Genomic DNA, 15,875 nt, shown 5'->3' with positions numbered 1-15,875 from the left:
GGCAGCCTATGCGGTCGGCCCGCCTCGCGGGCACCGGGACCGCGCGTCAGCCCGCGGCGACCTGCCCGCTGATCGTCACGAGACGCTCGGTCTCGTCGTCGAAGACGCCCACCGCGAGCGACTCCGTCGGACCTTCGGAACGGGACGCGCGCACGAACGTCGTGAGCGACGTCAGGGCGCTCGGGACGGTCGACGGCGAGACCTCGAACCCCGCGGCGCCGAGCGCGTCGGTGTAGAAGGCCGTGAGCGTCTCGACCGGGTCCGCGGACCGCAGGTTGAGCGTGACGTCGACGAGCGCGCCGTCCGCGGACGGCCGCGCGGAGCTGGCGAGCACCTGCGCCCCCGGCGGGATCGCCACGAGGTCGCTCGGGAACCCGTCGACGAGGTCGCCGACCGCCGACGCGGCGTCGTAGTCGGGCAGCGGCGTGCCGGCGGAGCCGCCGGCGTCCGGGGCGTCCGCGGTTCGCTCCGCGTGCGCGTCGCGAGCCGCGGCGGCGCCCTGGACGTCGTCGAGGTCCGCCTGGCAGCCGGCGAGCGCCGCGCCCAGGACCCCCACGGCGAGGACGACGGCGGCACGGCCGGCGGGCAGGACGGCGCCGCGCGAGCGCGCTCGGGTTCGGGGGAGCACGCGCACACGGTAGCCACCCGCGCGCCCGCGAGCCACCACCGGCCCCGACGGTCGACCACAGGCTCGCGCCCCGTCCACAGCCGCGCCCGGCAGCCCCGTGCGACTCCGCGCCCGGCTGGGATGGGTGCCATGACCACCGTGATCCGGGCCCAGGGCCCGCGCGAGCTGCTCGCCTACGTCCCCTACCGCCTCGGCTACCGGCCCCGGGACAGCGTCGTCCTCGTGGGGCTGCGGCCCCCGCGCGGCCGCGTGGGCCTCGTCGTGCGCGTCGACGTGGCCGACCTCGCGGACCTCGAGCACGGGCCGCAGGTCGCGCGATCCGTCGTGGGGCACCTCGCGGCCGACGGCGCGCAACGGGTCGTCCTCGTCGCCTACACCGACGCCCCGCTGCGCACCGGCTACACCGACGCCCCGCTGCGCACCGGCGGCGACGGCGTCGCGCGCGCCCGGGCCGCCGTCGAGCACTGCCGCGAGGCCGTCGAGCCGCACGTCGGGCCGGTCGAGGCGTGGGTCGTGTCGTCGACCGGGTGGTACGCGCTCGACTGCGCCGAGGACGACTGCTGCCCGCCCGCGGGGCGCCCGCTGCGCGACCTCGAGTCCAGCGAGGTGGGCGCGCACATGGTGCTCGCCGGCACGGCGCTCGCAGACTCGCGCGAGGACGCGCTGCGCATCCCGCGCGCGGGAGCCGAGGCGCGGCGGCGCGCTGCCCGTGCGGCGCGGCGCGCGCACGAACGCGCCGCACGGGCGGCGCAGGCGGGCGAGGACCCCGTGGACGACCGCGTGCGGGCCCTCGCCCTGTGGCGCGCCGCCGTCGCGCTCGCGGCGGGTCCCGGCCGTCGAGGCGCCGAGGAGGCGCCGCCCGCCGAGGGTCCGGGTCGTCCCGGGCGCGCCCCCCGCGAGGCGCTCGCCCCGGAGGTCCCAGCCGCGCCCGTGCTCGGACGGCTCGCCGCCGCGCTCGGGTCGGTCCCGGTCCGCGACGCCGTGCTCGTGTCCCTCGTGCCCGGCACCGGCGACCTCGCCGACCGCACGGTGCGCGGCGCCGACGTCGACAGCGGGACGGGCCGCGCGATCGCGGCGATCGTCGACCCGGCCGCCGGACGCGCACCCGACCCGTCCGTCACGGGCCCCGCCCGGGCGGTCCTGGAGGCCGTCGTGGCGCACGCGCCGCGGGGGAGCGCCGCACCCGCGCTCGCGCTGCTCGCGCTGCTCGCCTGGTGGCACGGCGACGGCGGTCGCGCCGTGCGCCGGGTCGAGGAGGCGCTCGCGGAGGACCCGGCGCACCGCCTCGCCCGGCTCCTCGCGAGCGCGCTCGACGCCGGGGTCCCGCCCGGCTGGGTGCGCGCCGACGTGTGAGCCGCGGCGCGCGGGTTCGGGTAGGTTCGACCGCAACACGACCTGCGGTCGCCCCCGCGGCCGGCCGCACCCACGAGCCGTACCCGGAGGACACATGAGCGTCGTCGTCGCGCACCTGAGCACGCCCGAGGGTCGCGAGGCCCTCGACAGCGCGGCCACCGAGGCCGTCCGCCGGGGCACCGAGCTCGTGGTCGTCGTGACCGAGGCGTCGTCGGCCACGCCGGAGCTCGTCGCCGCGCACGAGGACGACCTGCGCCGCGTCGAGGAGCGGCTCGCGGGCACCGGTGCGACGCTGCGGCGCGAGCAGGGCACGTCCGACCTCGCCGACGACCTCGTCAGCGCGGCCGAGCGCGCGGCCGCGGAGCTCATCGTCATCGGGCTGCGCCGACGCTCTCCCGTGGGCAAGCTCATCCTCGGCTCGAACGCGCAGCGGATCCTGCTCGACGCGCCGTGCCCGGTGCTGGCGGTCAAGCCGGAGCGCGCCGCGGGCGCCTGACGCCGCGGCACCCTCGTCGCGGGCCGGGTGGGATCGTCGACGACGACGCGGCGCCCGGCGACGCGTGCCCGGGCCGCGGCGGAGCCGCCGGAGCGGGAATCTTCGCGGGGTCCCGCCCGTTGTACAGGCCAGGACCCGAGCGTCGGACGTCGCGCACCGAGGCGGTTCACGGGCCGCCGCGTGGCGGCCAGGTCCCACATCACCCCGTGTCGCGGCGTCCGCTGCACGGATCGCCGGTACAATATAGGTATCCGCCAGAGCCCGACGACTCACCGTGAGAGTCCCTGCGAGCCCCGAACTTCACGGTTCACGTCCCCGCTCCGGCGGCCCTACCGCCCCCCTGATTGCCGAAAGGTCGGTTTGTGGCGCCCTCAACCCCGATTTCCGCACTCCCGCGAGAGTTCGAGCACCCCGCCCTGCAGGAGCTGCTGCGGCGCGGCAGCGCGAACGGTCGCGTGGACGCCGAGAGCTTCCGCACCGCGTGCGAGCAGGCCGCCGTCAACGACGCCAAGCGGCTGAAGGCGGTCTTCCGCGCGCTCGCGGGCGCCGGCGTCGAGGTCGACATCCCGACCACGACGAAGGTCGCCGCCGCCGCGTCGCCGCGCAGCACCACGACCGCGCGCACCAAGTCGGCCGCCAAGCCGGCCGCGGCGAAGTCGGCGTCCACGACCAAGCGCTCGACGGCCGCGTCGACGGCCGCCGCCGAGACGGACGAGGCCGAGGCGACGCCGTCGAGCCCCGCGAAGCCCGCGCGCAAGACCGCGGCCAAGACCAAGGCCAAGGCCCCGGCGAAGTCCAAGGCGACGCCCGCGCGCGCCAAGAAGAAGGGCGACGACGAGGACGACGCCGAGGTCGAGATCGAGGACCTCGAGATCGAGGTCGTCGAGGACGAGACGGAGGAGGACGCGGCCGCCGAGTCGGGCGCGAAGAAGGCCTCCGCCGGCGCCGCGAGCGACGAGCCCGAGGAGACGGGCTTCGTCGTGTCCGACGCGGACGAGGACGACGCCCCGGTCCAGCAGGTCGTGACCGCGGGTGCGACCGCGGACCCGGTCAAGGACTACCTCAAGCAGATCGGCAAGGTCGCGCTGCTGAACGCCGAGCAGGAGGTCGAGCTCGCGAAGCGGATCGAGGCCGGCCTGTTCGCGGAGGAGAAGCTCGCGGCCGAGGGCGACGACCTGGACCGCAAGCTCAAGCGCGAGCTGCAGTGGATCGCGCACGACGGCAAGCGCGCGAAGAACCACCTGCTCGAGGCGAACCTGCGTCTGGTGGTGTCGCTGGCCAAGCGGTACACGGGTCGCGGCATGCTGTTCCTGGACCTGATCCAGGAGGGCAACCTCGGTCTGATCCGTGCGGTCGAGAAGTTCGACTACACCAAGGGCTACAAGTTCTCGACGTACGCGACGTGGTGGATCCGGCAGGCGATCACGCGTGCCATGGCGGACCAGGCGCGCACCATCCGCATCCCGGTGCACATGGTCGAGGTCATCAACAAGCTCGCTCGCGTCCAGCGGCAGATGCTGCAGGACCTGGGCCGCGAGCCCACGCCCGAGGAGCTCGCCAAGGAGCTCGACATGACCCCGGAGAAGGTCGTCGAGGTCCAGAAGTACGGCCGCGAGCCCATCTCGCTGCACACGCCGCTGGGCGAGGACGGCGACTCCGAGTTCGGTGACCTCATCGAGGACTCCGAGGCGATCGTCCCTGCCGACGCGGTGAGCTTCACGCTCCTGCAGGAGCAGCTCCACCAGGTGCTGGACACGCTGAGCGAGCGCGAGGCGGGCGTCGTGTCGATGCGGTTCGGCCTCTCGGACGGCCAGCCCAAGACGCTCGACGAGATCGGCAAGGTCTACGGCGTGACGCGCGAGCGCATCCGCCAGATCGAGTCCAAGACCATGTCGAAGCTGCGGCACCCGAGCCGCTCGCAGGTGCTGCGGGACTACCTGGACTGAGACGCCGCCCGGCGACCGGCCCGCGTGCCGGTCGCCGCGGCCGGCGCCGGTCGTCGTGGGCGCCGCCGGTCCCGGCGGGCGCCGCGCACGGCGGCCCGGGACGCACGAAGGCCCCGAGGAGATCTCTCCTCGGGGCCTTCGTCGTCTGAGGCTCTCGGTGCGGGCCGGGCGGTGGAGCCGGCCTCCGCGCCGCGCGCGGCGGGTCAGCGCGCGCCGTGCTCCGCGAGCAGCTTGTCGGTCTCGTCCTGGATGGACGTCGCGAGGTCGGTGTAGGCGTCCGCGTGCGCCCGCGCGTGGTGGCCGCAGAACAGCAGCTCGCCGCTCGGCAGGACCACACGGACGTACGCCTGGGCCCCGCAGCGGTCGCAGCGGTCGGCCGCGGTCAGCGGTTCGGTGGTGGTCGTCGTAGCAGTCACGTGAACATCAAACCATCTACGCCCGCGTATCCGTCCTCCGGGAGCCCCTGGTTCGCTACCCGCGAAGCGCTGCTCGCGCGGGATGCGAGCCACGCACGGCGGGGGAGCGCGGCGCTGTCAGCGCGCTCGTCTAGGCTTGCCGCCGTGACGACCACCTCCGCTGAGTCCAGCTACACCGCTCGGCACCTGTCCGTGCTCGAGGGCCTCGAGGCCGTGCGCAAGCGCCCGGGCATGTACATCGGGACGACCGACTCGCGCGGACTGATGCACTGCCTGTGGGAGATCATCGACAACTCGGTCGACGAGGCGCTCGCGGGGAACTGCTCGAAGATCCGCGTCGTGCTGCACGCCGACTCGTCGGTGTCCGTCGAGGACGACGGCCGCGGCATCCCCGTGGACATCGAGCCCAAGACCGGGCTGTCCGGCGTCGAGGTCGTCTTCACCAAGCTCCACGCGGGCGGCAAGTTCGGCGGCGGCTCGTACACCGCGTCCGGCGGCCTGCACGGCGTCGGCGCGTCCGTCGTCAACGCGCTGTCGTCGCGCCTCGACGTCGAGGTCGACCGCGGTGGCAAGACGCACCGCATGACGTTCCACCGGGGCGAGCCCGGCGTCTTCACCGACCCGGCGAGCGGCCCGACGCCCGACGCCCCGTTCGAGCCGTTCGTGTCCGGCTCGGAGCTCGCGGTCGTGGGGAAGACGAAGCGCGGCGTCACCGGCACGCGCGTGCGCTACTGGGCCGACCGCCAGATCTTCCTCAAGACGGCCGTCTTCTCCTACGACGAGCTCGTCACTCGCGTGCGTCAGACGACGTTCCTCGTCCCCGGGCTCGAGATCACGGTGCGCGACGAGCGCGGCGTGCCCGGGACGCCGGGGGAGTCGGGGCCGCACGAGGAGACGTTCGTCCACACGGGCGGGTCGGTCGACTTCGTCGAGTTCCTCGCACCGGACACGCCCGTCACCGCGACGTGGCACCTCACGGGCTCGGGCTCGTTCACGGAGACCGTCCCGGTGCTCGACGACCGCGGGCACATGACGCCGCAGGCCGTGCAGCGCGACTGCGAGGTCGACGTGGCGCTGCGGTGGGGCACGGGCTACGAGACCGAGGTCCGCAGCTTCGTCAACATCATCGCGACGCCCAAGGGCGGGACCCACCTGGGCGGGTTCGAGCAGGGCCTGCTCAAGGTGCTGCGCAAGGCGGTCGAGACGAACGCGCGCCGCCTCAAGGTGTCGACCAAGGACTCGTCCGAGCGCATCGAGAAGGACGACGTGCTCGCGGGCCTGACCGCCGTCGTCACCGTCCGGCTCGCCGAGCCGCAGTTCGAGGGCCAGACGAAGGAGGTCCTCGGCACCGCTCCCGTGCGCGGCATCGTGGCGCGGGTCGTGGAGAAGGAGCTCAACGCGCTCCTCACGTCGACCAAGCGCGACGACAAGACGCAGGCCGCGCTCCTGCTCGACAAGGTCGTCGCGGAGATGCGCGCGCGCATCACCGCGCGCAAGCAGAAGGAGATCTCGCGGCGCAAGAACGCGCTCGAGACGTCGTCCCTGCCGGCCAAGCTCGTGGACTGCCGCAGCGACGACGTCGACCGCAGCGAGCTGTTCATCGTCGAGGGCGACAGCGCGCTCGGCACCGCGCGCCTCGCGCGCAGCTCGGACTTCCAGGCGCTCCTGCCCATCCGCGGCAAGATCCTCAACGTGCAGAAGGCGTCGGTGAGCGACATGCTCCGCAACGCCGAGTGCACCGCGATCATCCAGGTGCTCGGCGCCGGCTCCGGGCGGTCGTTCGACCTCGAGGCCGCGCGGTACGGCAAGGTCGTGCTCATGACGGACGCCGACGTCGACGGCGCCCACATCCGCACGCTCCTGCTCACGCTCTTCTACCGGTACATGAAGCCCCTCGTGGAGGCGGGCCGCGTGTTCGCCGCCGTCCCGCCGCTGCACCGGATCGAGGTCATCGGCTCGGGGCGCCGCAAGAACGAGTACATCTACACGTACTCCGAGGCGGAGCTCGCGGCGACGCTGAAGAAGCTCGACAAGGCCGGGCGCCGCTACAAGGACGACATCCAGCGGTACAAGGGCCTCGGCGAGATGGACGCCGACCAGCTCGCGGAGACCACGATGGACCCGCGGCACCGCACGCTGCGCCGCGTCACGGCCGAGCACGCGGAGGCCGCGGAGCGCGTGTTCGAGCTGCTCATGGGCAGCGACGTCGCGCCGCGCAAGGAGTTCATCGTCGCCGGGGCCGCCGAGCTGGACCTCGCGCGCATCGACGTCTGACGGAGCCGCCGGGTGCGGTCCGCCCGTGGACGGCCGTCCGCGCGGGTGCCGTCCGCCAGGCGGGCGGCCCGGCGCGCGGGCCCGGGCGTTCCGTACGCTGGCGCCGTGACCCTCCGAACGCTTCGCGTCTCCTCGGCGCGCCCGCTCACCGCTCTGACCGCCGTCCTGCTCACCGCGGGCCTGCTGGCCGGGTGCTCGTCGCCCGACGACTCCGCCGCCGAGCCCACGCCGTCGGCGACGGAGGCGACGGCGGGCGACGAGTCGAGCGCCCCCGCCGACGGCACGACGGACGACGCGTCGGCCGGCTCCGAGGACGCGCCGGGCCTGACGTACGAGGGCCGCGCGGGCGCGACGGCGCTCGAGCTGCTGCTCGAGGCCGACCCGACCGCCCAGGTCACCGGCGAGGGCGAGAACGCGTTCGTCACGGCGGTCGGCGGCGTCTCGGCGGACCCGGACTCGGAGTTCTGGGCGCTCTACGTCAACGGTGAGATGGCTACGGTGGGAGCAGGCTCCCTCGAGACGAAGGACGGGGACGAGCTGACGTGGAAGCTCGAGACGTTCACCTCGTGACGCGCGCGCCGCTCGGACCGACGACGCGCTGGTGGCGCGTCGCGCTCGTCGTCGCGCTCGCGCTGCTGGCCGTGGTGTGGCGTCTCGTGCGCGCCGACGTCGGCGCCCCGGCGAACCTCGAGCTCGTCACGGCCGCGACGTTCGCGGCGACGGCCCTGCTGCGCTCGCGCTGGGCGTTCGTCGTGCCGCTCGCGGTGACGGTCGCGTCCGACGTCGTGCTCGGCAACACGACGATCGCGCTGTTCACGTGGAGCGCGTGGCTCGTCGTCGGCCTGGGCTCGCTGCTCGCGCGCCGGACGACGGGGTGGCGCCGCGTCGGGGCGGGTGCGGCGTTCGGCGTCGTCGGGTCGCTGTGGTTCTTCGCGTGGACCAACCTCGGGGTCTGGCTCCAGGGCCGCGGCGTCTGGTACCCGGCGGGCGTCGACGGGCTGCTCGCGAGCTATGCCGCGGGTCTGCCGTTCCTGCGCACGATGCTGCTCGGCAACCTCGTGCTCGTGCCGCTCGTCGCCGCGGGCACGCTCCTGGCCGACCGCCTGGAGTCGGCGCACGGCACCGTCGCAGCACGCCCCGCCTGACGCGCGGTAGCGTGGTGTGCCGCGCCCGAACGGGGCGCGAGGGCGACGGGCACGAGGAGGACGCATGACGCGGCACCGGATCTTCGGGATGAGCTTCGCGAGCGTCTACCCGCTGTACGTGACGAAGGTCGAGCGCAAGGGCCGGACCACGGACGAGCTGGACCAGGTGATCCGGTGGCTCACGGGCTACGACGACGCCGGGCTCCGGCGCGTGATCGCGGACGGGACGACTCTCGAGGAGTTCTTCGACCGCGCGCCCGCGCTCAACCCGAACGCGTCGCTCATCACCGGGGTGATCTGCGGCTACCGGGTCGAGGACATCGAGGACCCGCTCATGCAGAAGATCCGCTACCTCGACAAGCTCGTCGACGAGCTCGCCCGCGGGAAGAAGATGTCGTCGATCCTGCGCGGGGAGCCGGTACCCGCCCCGTGACCACCGTCGGTCATCCGAGCGGTTCGGCGAGGCCGACGATGATCCCGCCCGGTCCGCGCAGGTAGCAGAGCCGGTACGCGTCCTCGAACCGCACGATCTCCCGGAGCACCTCGCCGCCGTGGGTGCCGAGACGCGCGACCGTGTCGTCGATGTCGTCGACCGCGAACATGACCCGGTGGAGGCCGAGCACGTTGGGCGGGGCGGTGCCCAGGCCGAGGTCGAGCGATTCCGGCGTGTGGTACCGGGTGAGCTCGAGGCGACCGTCACCGCCCGGGACGCGCATCATCGCGATCTCGGAGCGCAGGCCGTCGAGCCCGACGACGAGCTCGGCCCAGCGTCCCTCGATCGCCATCCGTGCCTCGAGCTCCATGCCGAGCTCGGTGAAGAAGGCGATCGCCGCGTCGAGGTCGTCGACCACGATCGCCACGTTGTCGAGCCGGTGGATCGTCATGGGGGCCTCCTGCGTCGGGGTCGTGGTCGTCCGGGTGCCCGTCACGCGTCCTGGTCGACGCCGCGCCCCGGCTCGCTCATGTCGCCCGTCCCGGGCGTGCCCTCGGCAAGGCCGTACCGCAGGAGCACCGTGCCGGTCGGGCTGGGCGCAGGGGGCTCCAGGAGCGTGAGGTTCGTGGGCACCGCACCGCCGGCGAACACGGTCTTGCCGGAGCCGAGCACGACGGGGTGCACCCACAGGTCGAGGCGGTCGAACAGCCTCTCGTGCAGCAGCGTCTGCACGAGGTCGAGGCTGCCGACGACCTTGACGTGCTCGTGCTGGTCGCGGACCTCCCGCACCGCGGTCGGCAGGTCCGGCCCGAGCACCGTCGACCCGGCCCACGACAGCTCCGGCGTGCCGCGCGACGCGACGTACTTGGGGATCCGGTTGAACAGCGTGGCGAACTCGTCGTCCTGCCCGCCCTCCTGGAACGGCCAGTACGACGCGAAGATGTCGTACGTGCGCCGCCCGAGGAGCAACGCGTCCGTGCCCTCGTACGCCGCGGCGATCTGCCCGCCCGCGACCTCGTCGAGCAGCGGCGCCTGCCACCCGCCGAACGCGAACCCGCCCTCCGGGTCCTCCTCCGGCCCGCCGGGCGCCTGACCGACGAGGTCGAGGGTCGTGAAGAGCTCGATCTCGATGCGTCCCATGTCCCGCTCCCGTGGAGTCGTGGTCGTCGTCATACGTAGGACGGCCGCTGCTCCTCGAACTCATCGGGTCGGCACGCCACGCCGAGGGTGCAGGTGGATCGGCGTCCCCGCGCTGCTCGTCGGGGACCCGGCGGAGCCCTTCGCCCGGCTGGCACTCGAGGACGCGGCGGATGGTGAGCGCTGAGAAGCGCACGGACCTGGCACGCCGGCCCGGGTCACGGTGTGTCCTCCGCAGAGCGTGCGGATCCCTACCTGTGGAAAACCGCGCGCGTGTCCTCGTGACGTCTAGCGTCCCGGGCAGGAACACCCGCCGGCCAGGAGGAGCACCATGATCGACCAGCACGAGCGAACGACCGCGACGCCTCTCAGAGGGCGTCGACCCCGTGTGCCCCTCGTCATCCGGCGGAGGACTGCGGTCGGTCGCGTGCTCTCGGGGCTTGTGGCCGTCGTCCTCCTGGTCGTCCCGGGGTGTTCGCCCCTCGTCGAGACCGACGACGGCAGGACCCCTGCGGCGCCAGGCTCGTCCCGAAGCGCGGGCGAGTCGGCGGGCTCCGGACCGACCTCGGAAGCGGTGCACACGATCGTGTCGGGGCAGCTGGTGCGGACGCCGTGCTGGTCCTACGAGGGCCCGGCGACGTTCGTGAACAACGTCTCCCCGGACCAGGAGGAACGCTGTCACGGCGCCCTTGAGCTCTGGGGCGAGGTCGTCGACGGGACGGTGATGCCGACGGGTGCCGGGGCGGTCTACGGCCGGGTGAAGGTCGAGCCGGTGCGGGTCTCGACGTCCGACGCGTGGGGGGTCGGGACCGACCTCCAGGGTGCGGTCGACGTCCTCGCGGACTCGTACTTCGTGGAGAACGGCAGCATCCTCAGCCTGCACGAGGCGACGACCCTCGACGGTGTCCCGGCGAACATCACCCGGGTCGACGGGACCTCCGAGAAGACGCGGACGAAGGCCTTCATCACCGCCTTCGCGCCCGAGCGGTTCGCGACGGGCACCGATGAGGTCCAGTTCTTCGTGATCGCGATCGTCAGCCCGTACGACAACGGCGACGAGCTCGTCGACCAGGTCACGCGCACGTGGACCTGGTCCTGACGCGCTGCTACCCGGGTGCCGTACGCCGTCACCCGGGAGGCGACCGTCAGACGCTGAAGTACTTCGCCTCGGGGTGGTGGAACACGAACGCGTCGGTCGACTGCTCCGGGTGGAGCTGGAGCTCCGCGGACAGCTCGACGCCCACGCGCTCGGGGCGCAGGAGCTCGACGACCTTGGTGCGGTCCTCCATGTCCGGGCAGGCGGGGTAGCCGAGCGAGAACCGGGCGCCGCGGTACTCGAGCTTGAACATGCCCTCGACCTCGGTCGGGTCCTCGTCGGCGAACCCGAGCTCGGCGCGCACGCGCGAGTGCCACATCTCGGCGAGCGCCTCGGTGAGCTGCACGGACAGCCCGTGGAGCTCCATGTACTCGCGGTAGTGGTTCCCGGCGAACAGCTTCGCGGTGTGCTCATCGACCGAGGCGCCCATGGTGACGAGCTGGACGGGCAGCACGTCGTACCGGCCCGTCTCCTCGACCCAGGACCGCGGCTTGACGAAGTCGGCGAGGCACAGGTGCCGGTCGCGGCGCTGACGCGGGAACGTGAAGCGCAGCCGCTCGGTTCCGGGCTTGCCGCCCGACCCGCCGTCGGGCGCGCCGATGCCGGCCAGCCCGGGGCCGTGGTGCGCGACGACGACGTCGTCGCCCTCGGACCACACGGGGAAGTACCCGTAGACGACCGACGGGTCCACGACGCCCTCGGTGCGGATGCGCTCGTACCAGGCGTTGAGCCGCGGGCGGCCCTCGGTCTCGACGAGCTCCTCGTACGACGCCCCGTCGTCGCCGCGGCCCGGCTTGAGGCCCCACTGGCCCATGAACGTCGCGCGCTCGTCGAGGAACGCCGCGTACTCGGCGAGCTGGACGCCCTTGACGAGGCGCGTGCCCCAGAACGGGGGAGCGGGCACGGGGTTGTCGGTCGCGACGTCGGACCGTGCGGGCAGGTCCTCGACGGGCGTCTCGGTCACGGTGACCACCGCGTGCCGGCGCTTCTTGAGCGCGGGCAGCCCGACGGCGTCGGGCGACTCGCCGCGCGCGACGCGCACGAGCGGCTCCATGAGGCGCAGGCCCTCGAACGCGTCGCGCGCGTACCGGACGACGCCGGGGAACTGGCCCGCGAGGTCGTCCTCGACGTACGTGCGCGTGAGCGCCGCGCCCCCGAGCAGCACGGGCCAGCGCCCGGCGAGCCCGCGCGACGTGAGCTCCTCGAGGTTCTCCTTCATCACCACGGTGGACTTCACGAGGAGCCCGGACATGCCGATGACGTCGGCGTCGTGCTCCTCGGCGGCCTCGATCATCGCGGAGATCGGCTGCTTGATGCCGATGTTGACGACCGTGTAGCCGTTGTTCGTGAGGATGATGTCGACGAGGTTCTTGCCGATGTCGTGCACGTCGCCGCGCACGGTCGCGAGGACGATCGTGCCCTTGGACCCGGACTCGCCCTCGACCTTCTCCATGTGCGGCTCGAGGTAGGCGACCGCGGTCTTCATGACCTCGGCGGACTGGAGCACGAACGGGAGCTGCATCTCGCCGCGCCCGAACAGGTCGCCCACGACCTTCATGCCCTCGAGCAGGTGCTCGTTGACGATGTCGAGCGCCGTGAGGCCGGACGCCATCGCCGTGTCGAGGTCGTCCTCCAGTCCCTTGCGCGCGCCGTCGACGATCCGTCGTTCGAGCCGCTCGCCCACGGGGAGCGCGGCGAGCTCCGCCGCGCGCTGGTCCTTGAGGGCCGCGGAGTCCACGCCCTCGAAGAGCTCGAGCAGCCGGGCGAGCGGGTCGTGCACGAGGGTCCCCGCGTCGTCGTACCGGCGCCGGTCCCACACGAGGTCGAGCGCGGCCTCGCGCTGCTCGGCGGGGATCTGCGCGAGCGGCAGGATCTTCGCCGCGTGCACGATCGCGGAGTCCAGGCCGGCCTGCACCGCCTCGTGGAGGAACACCGAGTTGAGGACGGTGCGCGCCGCGGGGTTGAGCCCGAACGACACGTTCGACACCCCGAGCGTCGTGTGGATGCCGGGGTAGCGGCGCGTGATCTCGCGGATCGCCTCGATCGTCTCGATGGCGTCGCGCCGCGTCTCCTCCTGGCCTGTGGCGATCGGGAAAGTCAGCGCGTCCACGATGATGTCGTCGACCCGCATGCCCCAGTCGCGCGTGAGCGTCTCGACGAGCCGCGTGGCGATCTCCACCTTGCCCGACGCGGTGCGCGCCTGACCCTCCTCGTCGATCGTCAGCGCGACGACGGCCGCCCCGTGCTCGACGACGTGCGGCATGATCCGGGCGAACCGCGACGTCGGCCCGTCGCCGTCCTCGAAGTTCACGGAGTTCACGACGGCGCGCCCGCCGACGAGCTCGAGACCGGCTGCGATGACCTCGGGCTCGGTGGAGTCGATGACGAGCGGCAGCGTGGAGGCGCTCGCGAGCCGCGAGACGACCTGCTTCACGTCCGCGACGCCGTCGCGCCCCACGTAGTCGACGCACACGTCGAGCAGGTGCGCGCCGTCGCGCGTCTGGGCGCGCGCGATCTCCACGCACTCGTCCCAGTTCTCGGCAAGCATCGCCTCGCGGAACGCCTTGGAGCCGTTCGCGTTCGTCCGCTCGCCGATCGCGAGGAACGAGGCGTCCTGGTGCAGGTCGGTGTGCGAGTACAGGCTCGCGACGCCGTTCTCGCGCTGCGGCCGGCGCTCGACGACCGGGCGCGCGCGCACCGCCTCGACGACGCGCCGCAGGTGCTCGGGCGTCGTGCCGCAGCAGCCGCCCACGAGACCGAGCCCGAACTCCGTGACGAACTGGGTGTGCGCGGCCGCGAGCTCGTCGGGCGTCAGCGGGTACGTCGCGCCGTCCGGGCCGAGCACGGGCAGCCCCGCGTTGGGCATGCACGTCACCGGGACCTCGGCGTGCCGCGAGAGGTGCCGCAGGTGCTCGCTCATCTCCGCCGGCCCGGTCGCGCAGTTGAGGCCGATCGCGTCGACGTCGAGCGCCTGGAGCGTCGTCAGCGCGGCGCCGATCTCGGAGCCCATGAGCATGGTCCCCGTGGTCTCGACCGTCACCTGGACGATCACCGGCACCTCGCGCCCGACGGCGCGCATCGCGTTCCGCGACCCGCTCACCGCGGCCTTCGCCTGGAGCAGGTCCTGGCTCGTCTCGACGAGGATCGCGTCGGCCCCGCCCTCCAGGAGGCCCGCGGCCTGCTCGGCGAACGTGTCGCGCAGGTGCGCGTACGTGGTGTGGCCGAGGCTCGGCAGCTTCGTGCCCGGTCCCATCGACCCGAGCACCCAGCGCGGGTGGTCCGCGGTCGCGAACGCGTCGGCGCGCTCGCGCGCGATGCGCGCCCCGGCGGCGGCGAGCTCGCGGATGCGGTCGTCGATCCCGTAGTCCGACAGGTTGGACCAGTTGGCGCCGAACGTGTTCGTCTCGATCGCGTCCACCCCGACCTCGAGGTACGCGTCGTGCACCGCGGCGATGACGTCCGGCCGCGACACGTTGAGGATCTCGTTGCAGCCCTCGAGCCCCTGGTAGTCCTCCAGGGTCGGGTCCTGCGCCTGGATCATCGTGCCCATCGCGCCGTCCGCCACGACGACGCGCGTGCGCAGCGCGTCGGCGAGGGCCCGGGAGCGGGCGTCGGCGAGGTCCTGGGGAACGACGGTCGGCATGCTCGCAGCGTAGATCGCGCGCACCCGGTCGTGGGGCGCCGTCTCAGGAGCCGTGCGCCGACCCAGGACCCCCGCTGCGCCCGGGCCACCCCCGCCGCGCGCGGGAAATCCGCGTGCCCGACGCCGCGGGCCGCCCTACCGTGGTCCGCATGTCCTCCGCCTCGACGACCGACCAGGTCGTGCACCCGCCCGCCCCGCCGCTCGCCCCGATCGCCGAGCGCGCCGCCGCGCCGTCGACCCTCCCGGCGGTCACCGCGGGAGACCTCACGTGGCGCCCCGCCACGTCCGCCGACGCGCCCGCGCTCCTCACGCTGCGCAACGACATCGCCGAGGCGGACCAGGAGCCGTACCGCGAGACGCTCGACGAGATCGAGGAGCTGTTCACCGCGCCGTGGCGCGACGTCGCGGCCGACACGCTCGTCGGGGCCGACGCCGACGGCGCGCTGCGCGCCTACGCGATGGTCGACACGAACCCCGGCGACGCGCGCACCGTGCGGGTCTTCCTCGCGGGCGGGGTGCACCCGACGCACCGCGCGCGCGGCATCGGCCGCGAGGTGCTCGCGTGGCAGGTGGCCCGCGCGCGCCAGGTGCTCGCCGCGAGCGGCAAGGAGCTGCCCGCGCGCCTCGCGCTGTACGGCGAGGACAGCGACCCGCCCGCCAAGGTGCGCCTCTACGCGCGGTTCGGGTTCGCGCCGCGCCGCTTCTACGCCGACCTGCGGCGCGACCTCGCCGCACCCGTCCCCGAGGTCCCGCTCGACGGGTCGCTGCGGCTCGTTCCGTGGTCGCCCGAGCTCGACGAGGCGACGCGCCTCGCGCACAACGACGCGTTCCGCGACCACTGGGGGAGCGAGCCGCGCACCGCGGAGGCCTGGACGCACGGCCGCAGCCACCACGCGCCGCAGTGGTCGTTCCTCGTCGTGGACGACGCGCCCGACGTCGACGCGCTCCTCGCCGGGGCCGAGACCGAGGACCTCGTCGACGAGGAGACCGCCGCCGCCCTGCGCGCGGGCGAGCCGCTCGTCGTCGGCTACCAGATGGCGAGCCGCTACGACGAGGACTTCCCCGTGCGCGGGTACTCGTTCGGGTACACCGACATCCTCGGGGTGCGCCGCGCGTACCGCGGCCGGCGCGTCGCCGTCGCGGCGCTCGCGGCCGGGATGCGCGCGTTCGCCGCGGACGGGATGCAGTACGCGTCGCTCGACGTGGACACCGAGAACCCGTCCGGCGCGCACGGCCTCTACGCGAGCCTCGGCTACGAGAAGGTGTCCGGCTCGCGCATGTACTCGATCGAGATCTGACGGCCGGGCC

Annotated in this window: 14 protein-coding genes; 9 read left to right on the top strand and 5 right to left on the bottom strand. The window is 73.7% G+C overall.

The genetic code is table 11. The annotated features are described in order from the left end of the window. Positions 1-46 precede the first annotated feature (46 nt). Complete coding sequence (locus GYH36_RS02000) at positions 47-628, bottom strand: hypothetical protein (protein WP_143314344.1); 582 nt, start codon at positions 626-628, stop codon at positions 47-49. Between the two features lie 129 nt (positions 629-757). On the opposite strand from GYH36_RS02000, the gene GYH36_RS01995 reads away from it, so the two are divergent. From GYH36_RS01995 to GYH36_RS01985, 3 genes are all read left to right on the top strand, one after another. Continuing rightward, entirely contained in the window at positions 758-1,981 is a 1,224-nt protein-coding gene (locus GYH36_RS01995; RefSeq protein WP_024840048.1) for a DUF4192 domain-containing protein, read from the top strand. Between the two features lie 94 nt (positions 1,982-2,075). Beyond that, positions 2,076-2,477, top strand: coding sequence for a universal stress protein (locus tag GYH36_RS01990; protein WP_024840049.1), 402 nt, complete (start codon positions 2,076-2,078; stop codon positions 2,475-2,477). Between the two features lie 362 nt (positions 2,478-2,839). After that, positions 2,840-4,423: an RNA polymerase sigma factor gene (locus GYH36_RS01985; protein WP_024840050.1), complete on the top strand. Its 1,584-nt coding sequence runs from the start codon at positions 2,840-2,842 to the stop codon at positions 4,421-4,423. A gap of 203 nt (positions 4,424-4,626) precedes the next feature. Here the strand turns inward: GYH36_RS01985 and GYH36_RS01980 are convergent, their stop codons facing one another. Further along, entirely contained in the window at positions 4,627-4,839 is a 213-nt protein-coding gene (locus GYH36_RS01980) for a DUF7455 domain-containing protein (RefSeq protein ID WP_021479923.1), read from the bottom strand. Between the two features lie 144 nt (positions 4,840-4,983). Between GYH36_RS01980 and GYH36_RS01975 the strand changes: the two genes are divergently transcribed. The 4 genes from GYH36_RS01975 (at position 4,984) to GYH36_RS01960 (ending at position 8,691) form a co-directional block, all read left to right on the top strand. Then, complete coding sequence (locus GYH36_RS01975; protein WP_024840051.1) at positions 4,984-7,113, top strand: DNA gyrase/topoisomerase IV subunit B; 2,130 nt, start codon at positions 4,984-4,986, stop codon at positions 7,111-7,113. 105 nt (positions 7,114-7,218) lie between these two features. Beyond that, positions 7,219-7,683 carry a DUF4430 domain-containing protein gene (locus tag GYH36_RS20200; RefSeq protein ID WP_024840052.1) on the top strand — a complete coding sequence of 155 codons (465 nt, stop codon included), beginning with the start codon at positions 7,219-7,221 and terminating at the stop codon, positions 7,681-7,683. Beyond that, on the top strand, positions 7,680-8,258 hold the full coding sequence (locus GYH36_RS01965) for a DUF6580 family putative transport protein (RefSeq protein WP_024840053.1): 579 nt from the start codon (positions 7,680-7,682) through the stop codon (positions 8,256-8,258). Before GYH36_RS20200 ends, GYH36_RS01965 begins: the two co-directional genes overlap by 4 nt. A 64-nt stretch (positions 8,259-8,322) precedes the next feature. Continuing rightward, complete coding sequence (locus GYH36_RS01960) at positions 8,323-8,691, top strand: DUF2200 domain-containing protein (RefSeq protein WP_024840054.1); 369 nt, start codon at positions 8,323-8,325, stop codon at positions 8,689-8,691. Between the two features lie 10 nt (positions 8,692-8,701). Here GYH36_RS01960 and GYH36_RS01955 read toward each other — a convergent pair whose 3' ends face one another. Together GYH36_RS01955 and GYH36_RS01950 are read right to left on the bottom strand one after the other, a co-directional pair. Beyond that, positions 8,702-9,142 carry a VOC family protein gene (locus GYH36_RS01955; protein ID WP_162288951.1) on the bottom strand — a complete coding sequence of 147 codons (441 nt, stop codon included), beginning with the start codon at positions 9,140-9,142 and terminating at the stop codon, positions 8,702-8,704. 41 nt (positions 9,143-9,183) lie between these two features. Beyond that, positions 9,184-9,831 (bottom strand): dihydrofolate reductase family protein, encoded by a 648-nt coding sequence (locus tag GYH36_RS01950; RefSeq protein WP_162288950.1) that lies wholly within the window; start codon positions 9,829-9,831, stop codon positions 9,184-9,186. Positions 9,832-10,402: 571 nt separating this feature from the next. Here GYH36_RS01950 and GYH36_RS01945 point away from each other — a divergent pair. Then, on the top strand, positions 10,403-10,927 hold the full coding sequence (locus GYH36_RS01945) for a hypothetical protein (protein ID WP_024840057.1): 525 nt from the start codon (positions 10,403-10,405) through the stop codon (positions 10,925-10,927). 46 nt (positions 10,928-10,973) lie between these two features. On the opposite strand, the gene metH is transcribed toward GYH36_RS01945, so the two are convergent. Continuing rightward, entirely contained in the window at positions 10,974-14,567 is a 3,594-nt protein-coding gene (gene metH / locus GYH36_RS01940) for a methionine synthase (protein WP_162288949.1), read from the bottom strand. A 149-nt stretch (positions 14,568-14,716) separates the two neighbouring features. Here metH and GYH36_RS01935 point away from each other — a divergent pair, with 149 nt between their 5' ends. After that, entirely contained in the window at positions 14,717-15,865 is a 1,149-nt protein-coding gene (locus GYH36_RS01935; protein WP_162288948.1) for a GNAT family N-acetyltransferase, read from the top strand. Positions 15,866-15,875: the final 10 nt, after the last annotated feature.

This window comes from Cellulosimicrobium composti (assembly GCF_010287905.1).
Classification (GTDB): Bacteria; Actinomycetota; Actinomycetes; order Actinomycetales; family Cellulomonadaceae; genus Cellulosimicrobium; species Cellulosimicrobium composti.
This window is presented reverse-complemented; position numbering and strand designations above follow the sequence as displayed.

Excerpts from the sequence above, each read along its gene's own strand:
- GYH36_RS01995 (WP_024840048.1), top strand. The coding sequence starts at position 758 with ATGACCACCGTGATCCGGGCCCAGGGCCCGCGCGAGCTGCTCGCCTAC.
- GYH36_RS01990 (WP_024840049.1), top strand. The coding sequence starts at position 2,076 with ATGAGCGTCGTCGTCGCGCACCTGAGCACGCCCGAGGGTCGCGAGGCC.
- GYH36_RS01960 (WP_024840054.1), top strand. The coding sequence starts at position 8,323 with ATGACGCGGCACCGGATCTTCGGGATGAGCTTCGCGAGCGTCTACCCG.
- GYH36_RS01955 (WP_162288951.1), bottom strand. The coding sequence starts at position 9,142 with ATGACGATCCACCGGCTCGACAACGTGGCGATCGTGGTCGACGACCTC.
- GYH36_RS01950 (WP_162288950.1), bottom strand. The coding sequence starts at position 9,831 with ATGGGACGCATCGAGATCGAGCTCTTCACGACCCTCGACCTCGTCGGT.
- metH (WP_162288949.1), bottom strand. The coding sequence starts at position 14,567 with ATGCCGACCGTCGTTCCCCAGGACCTCGCCGACGCCCGCTCCCGGGCC.
- GYH36_RS01935 (WP_162288948.1), top strand. The coding sequence starts at position 14,717 with ATGTCCTCCGCCTCGACGACCGACCAGGTCGTGCACCCGCCCGCCCCG.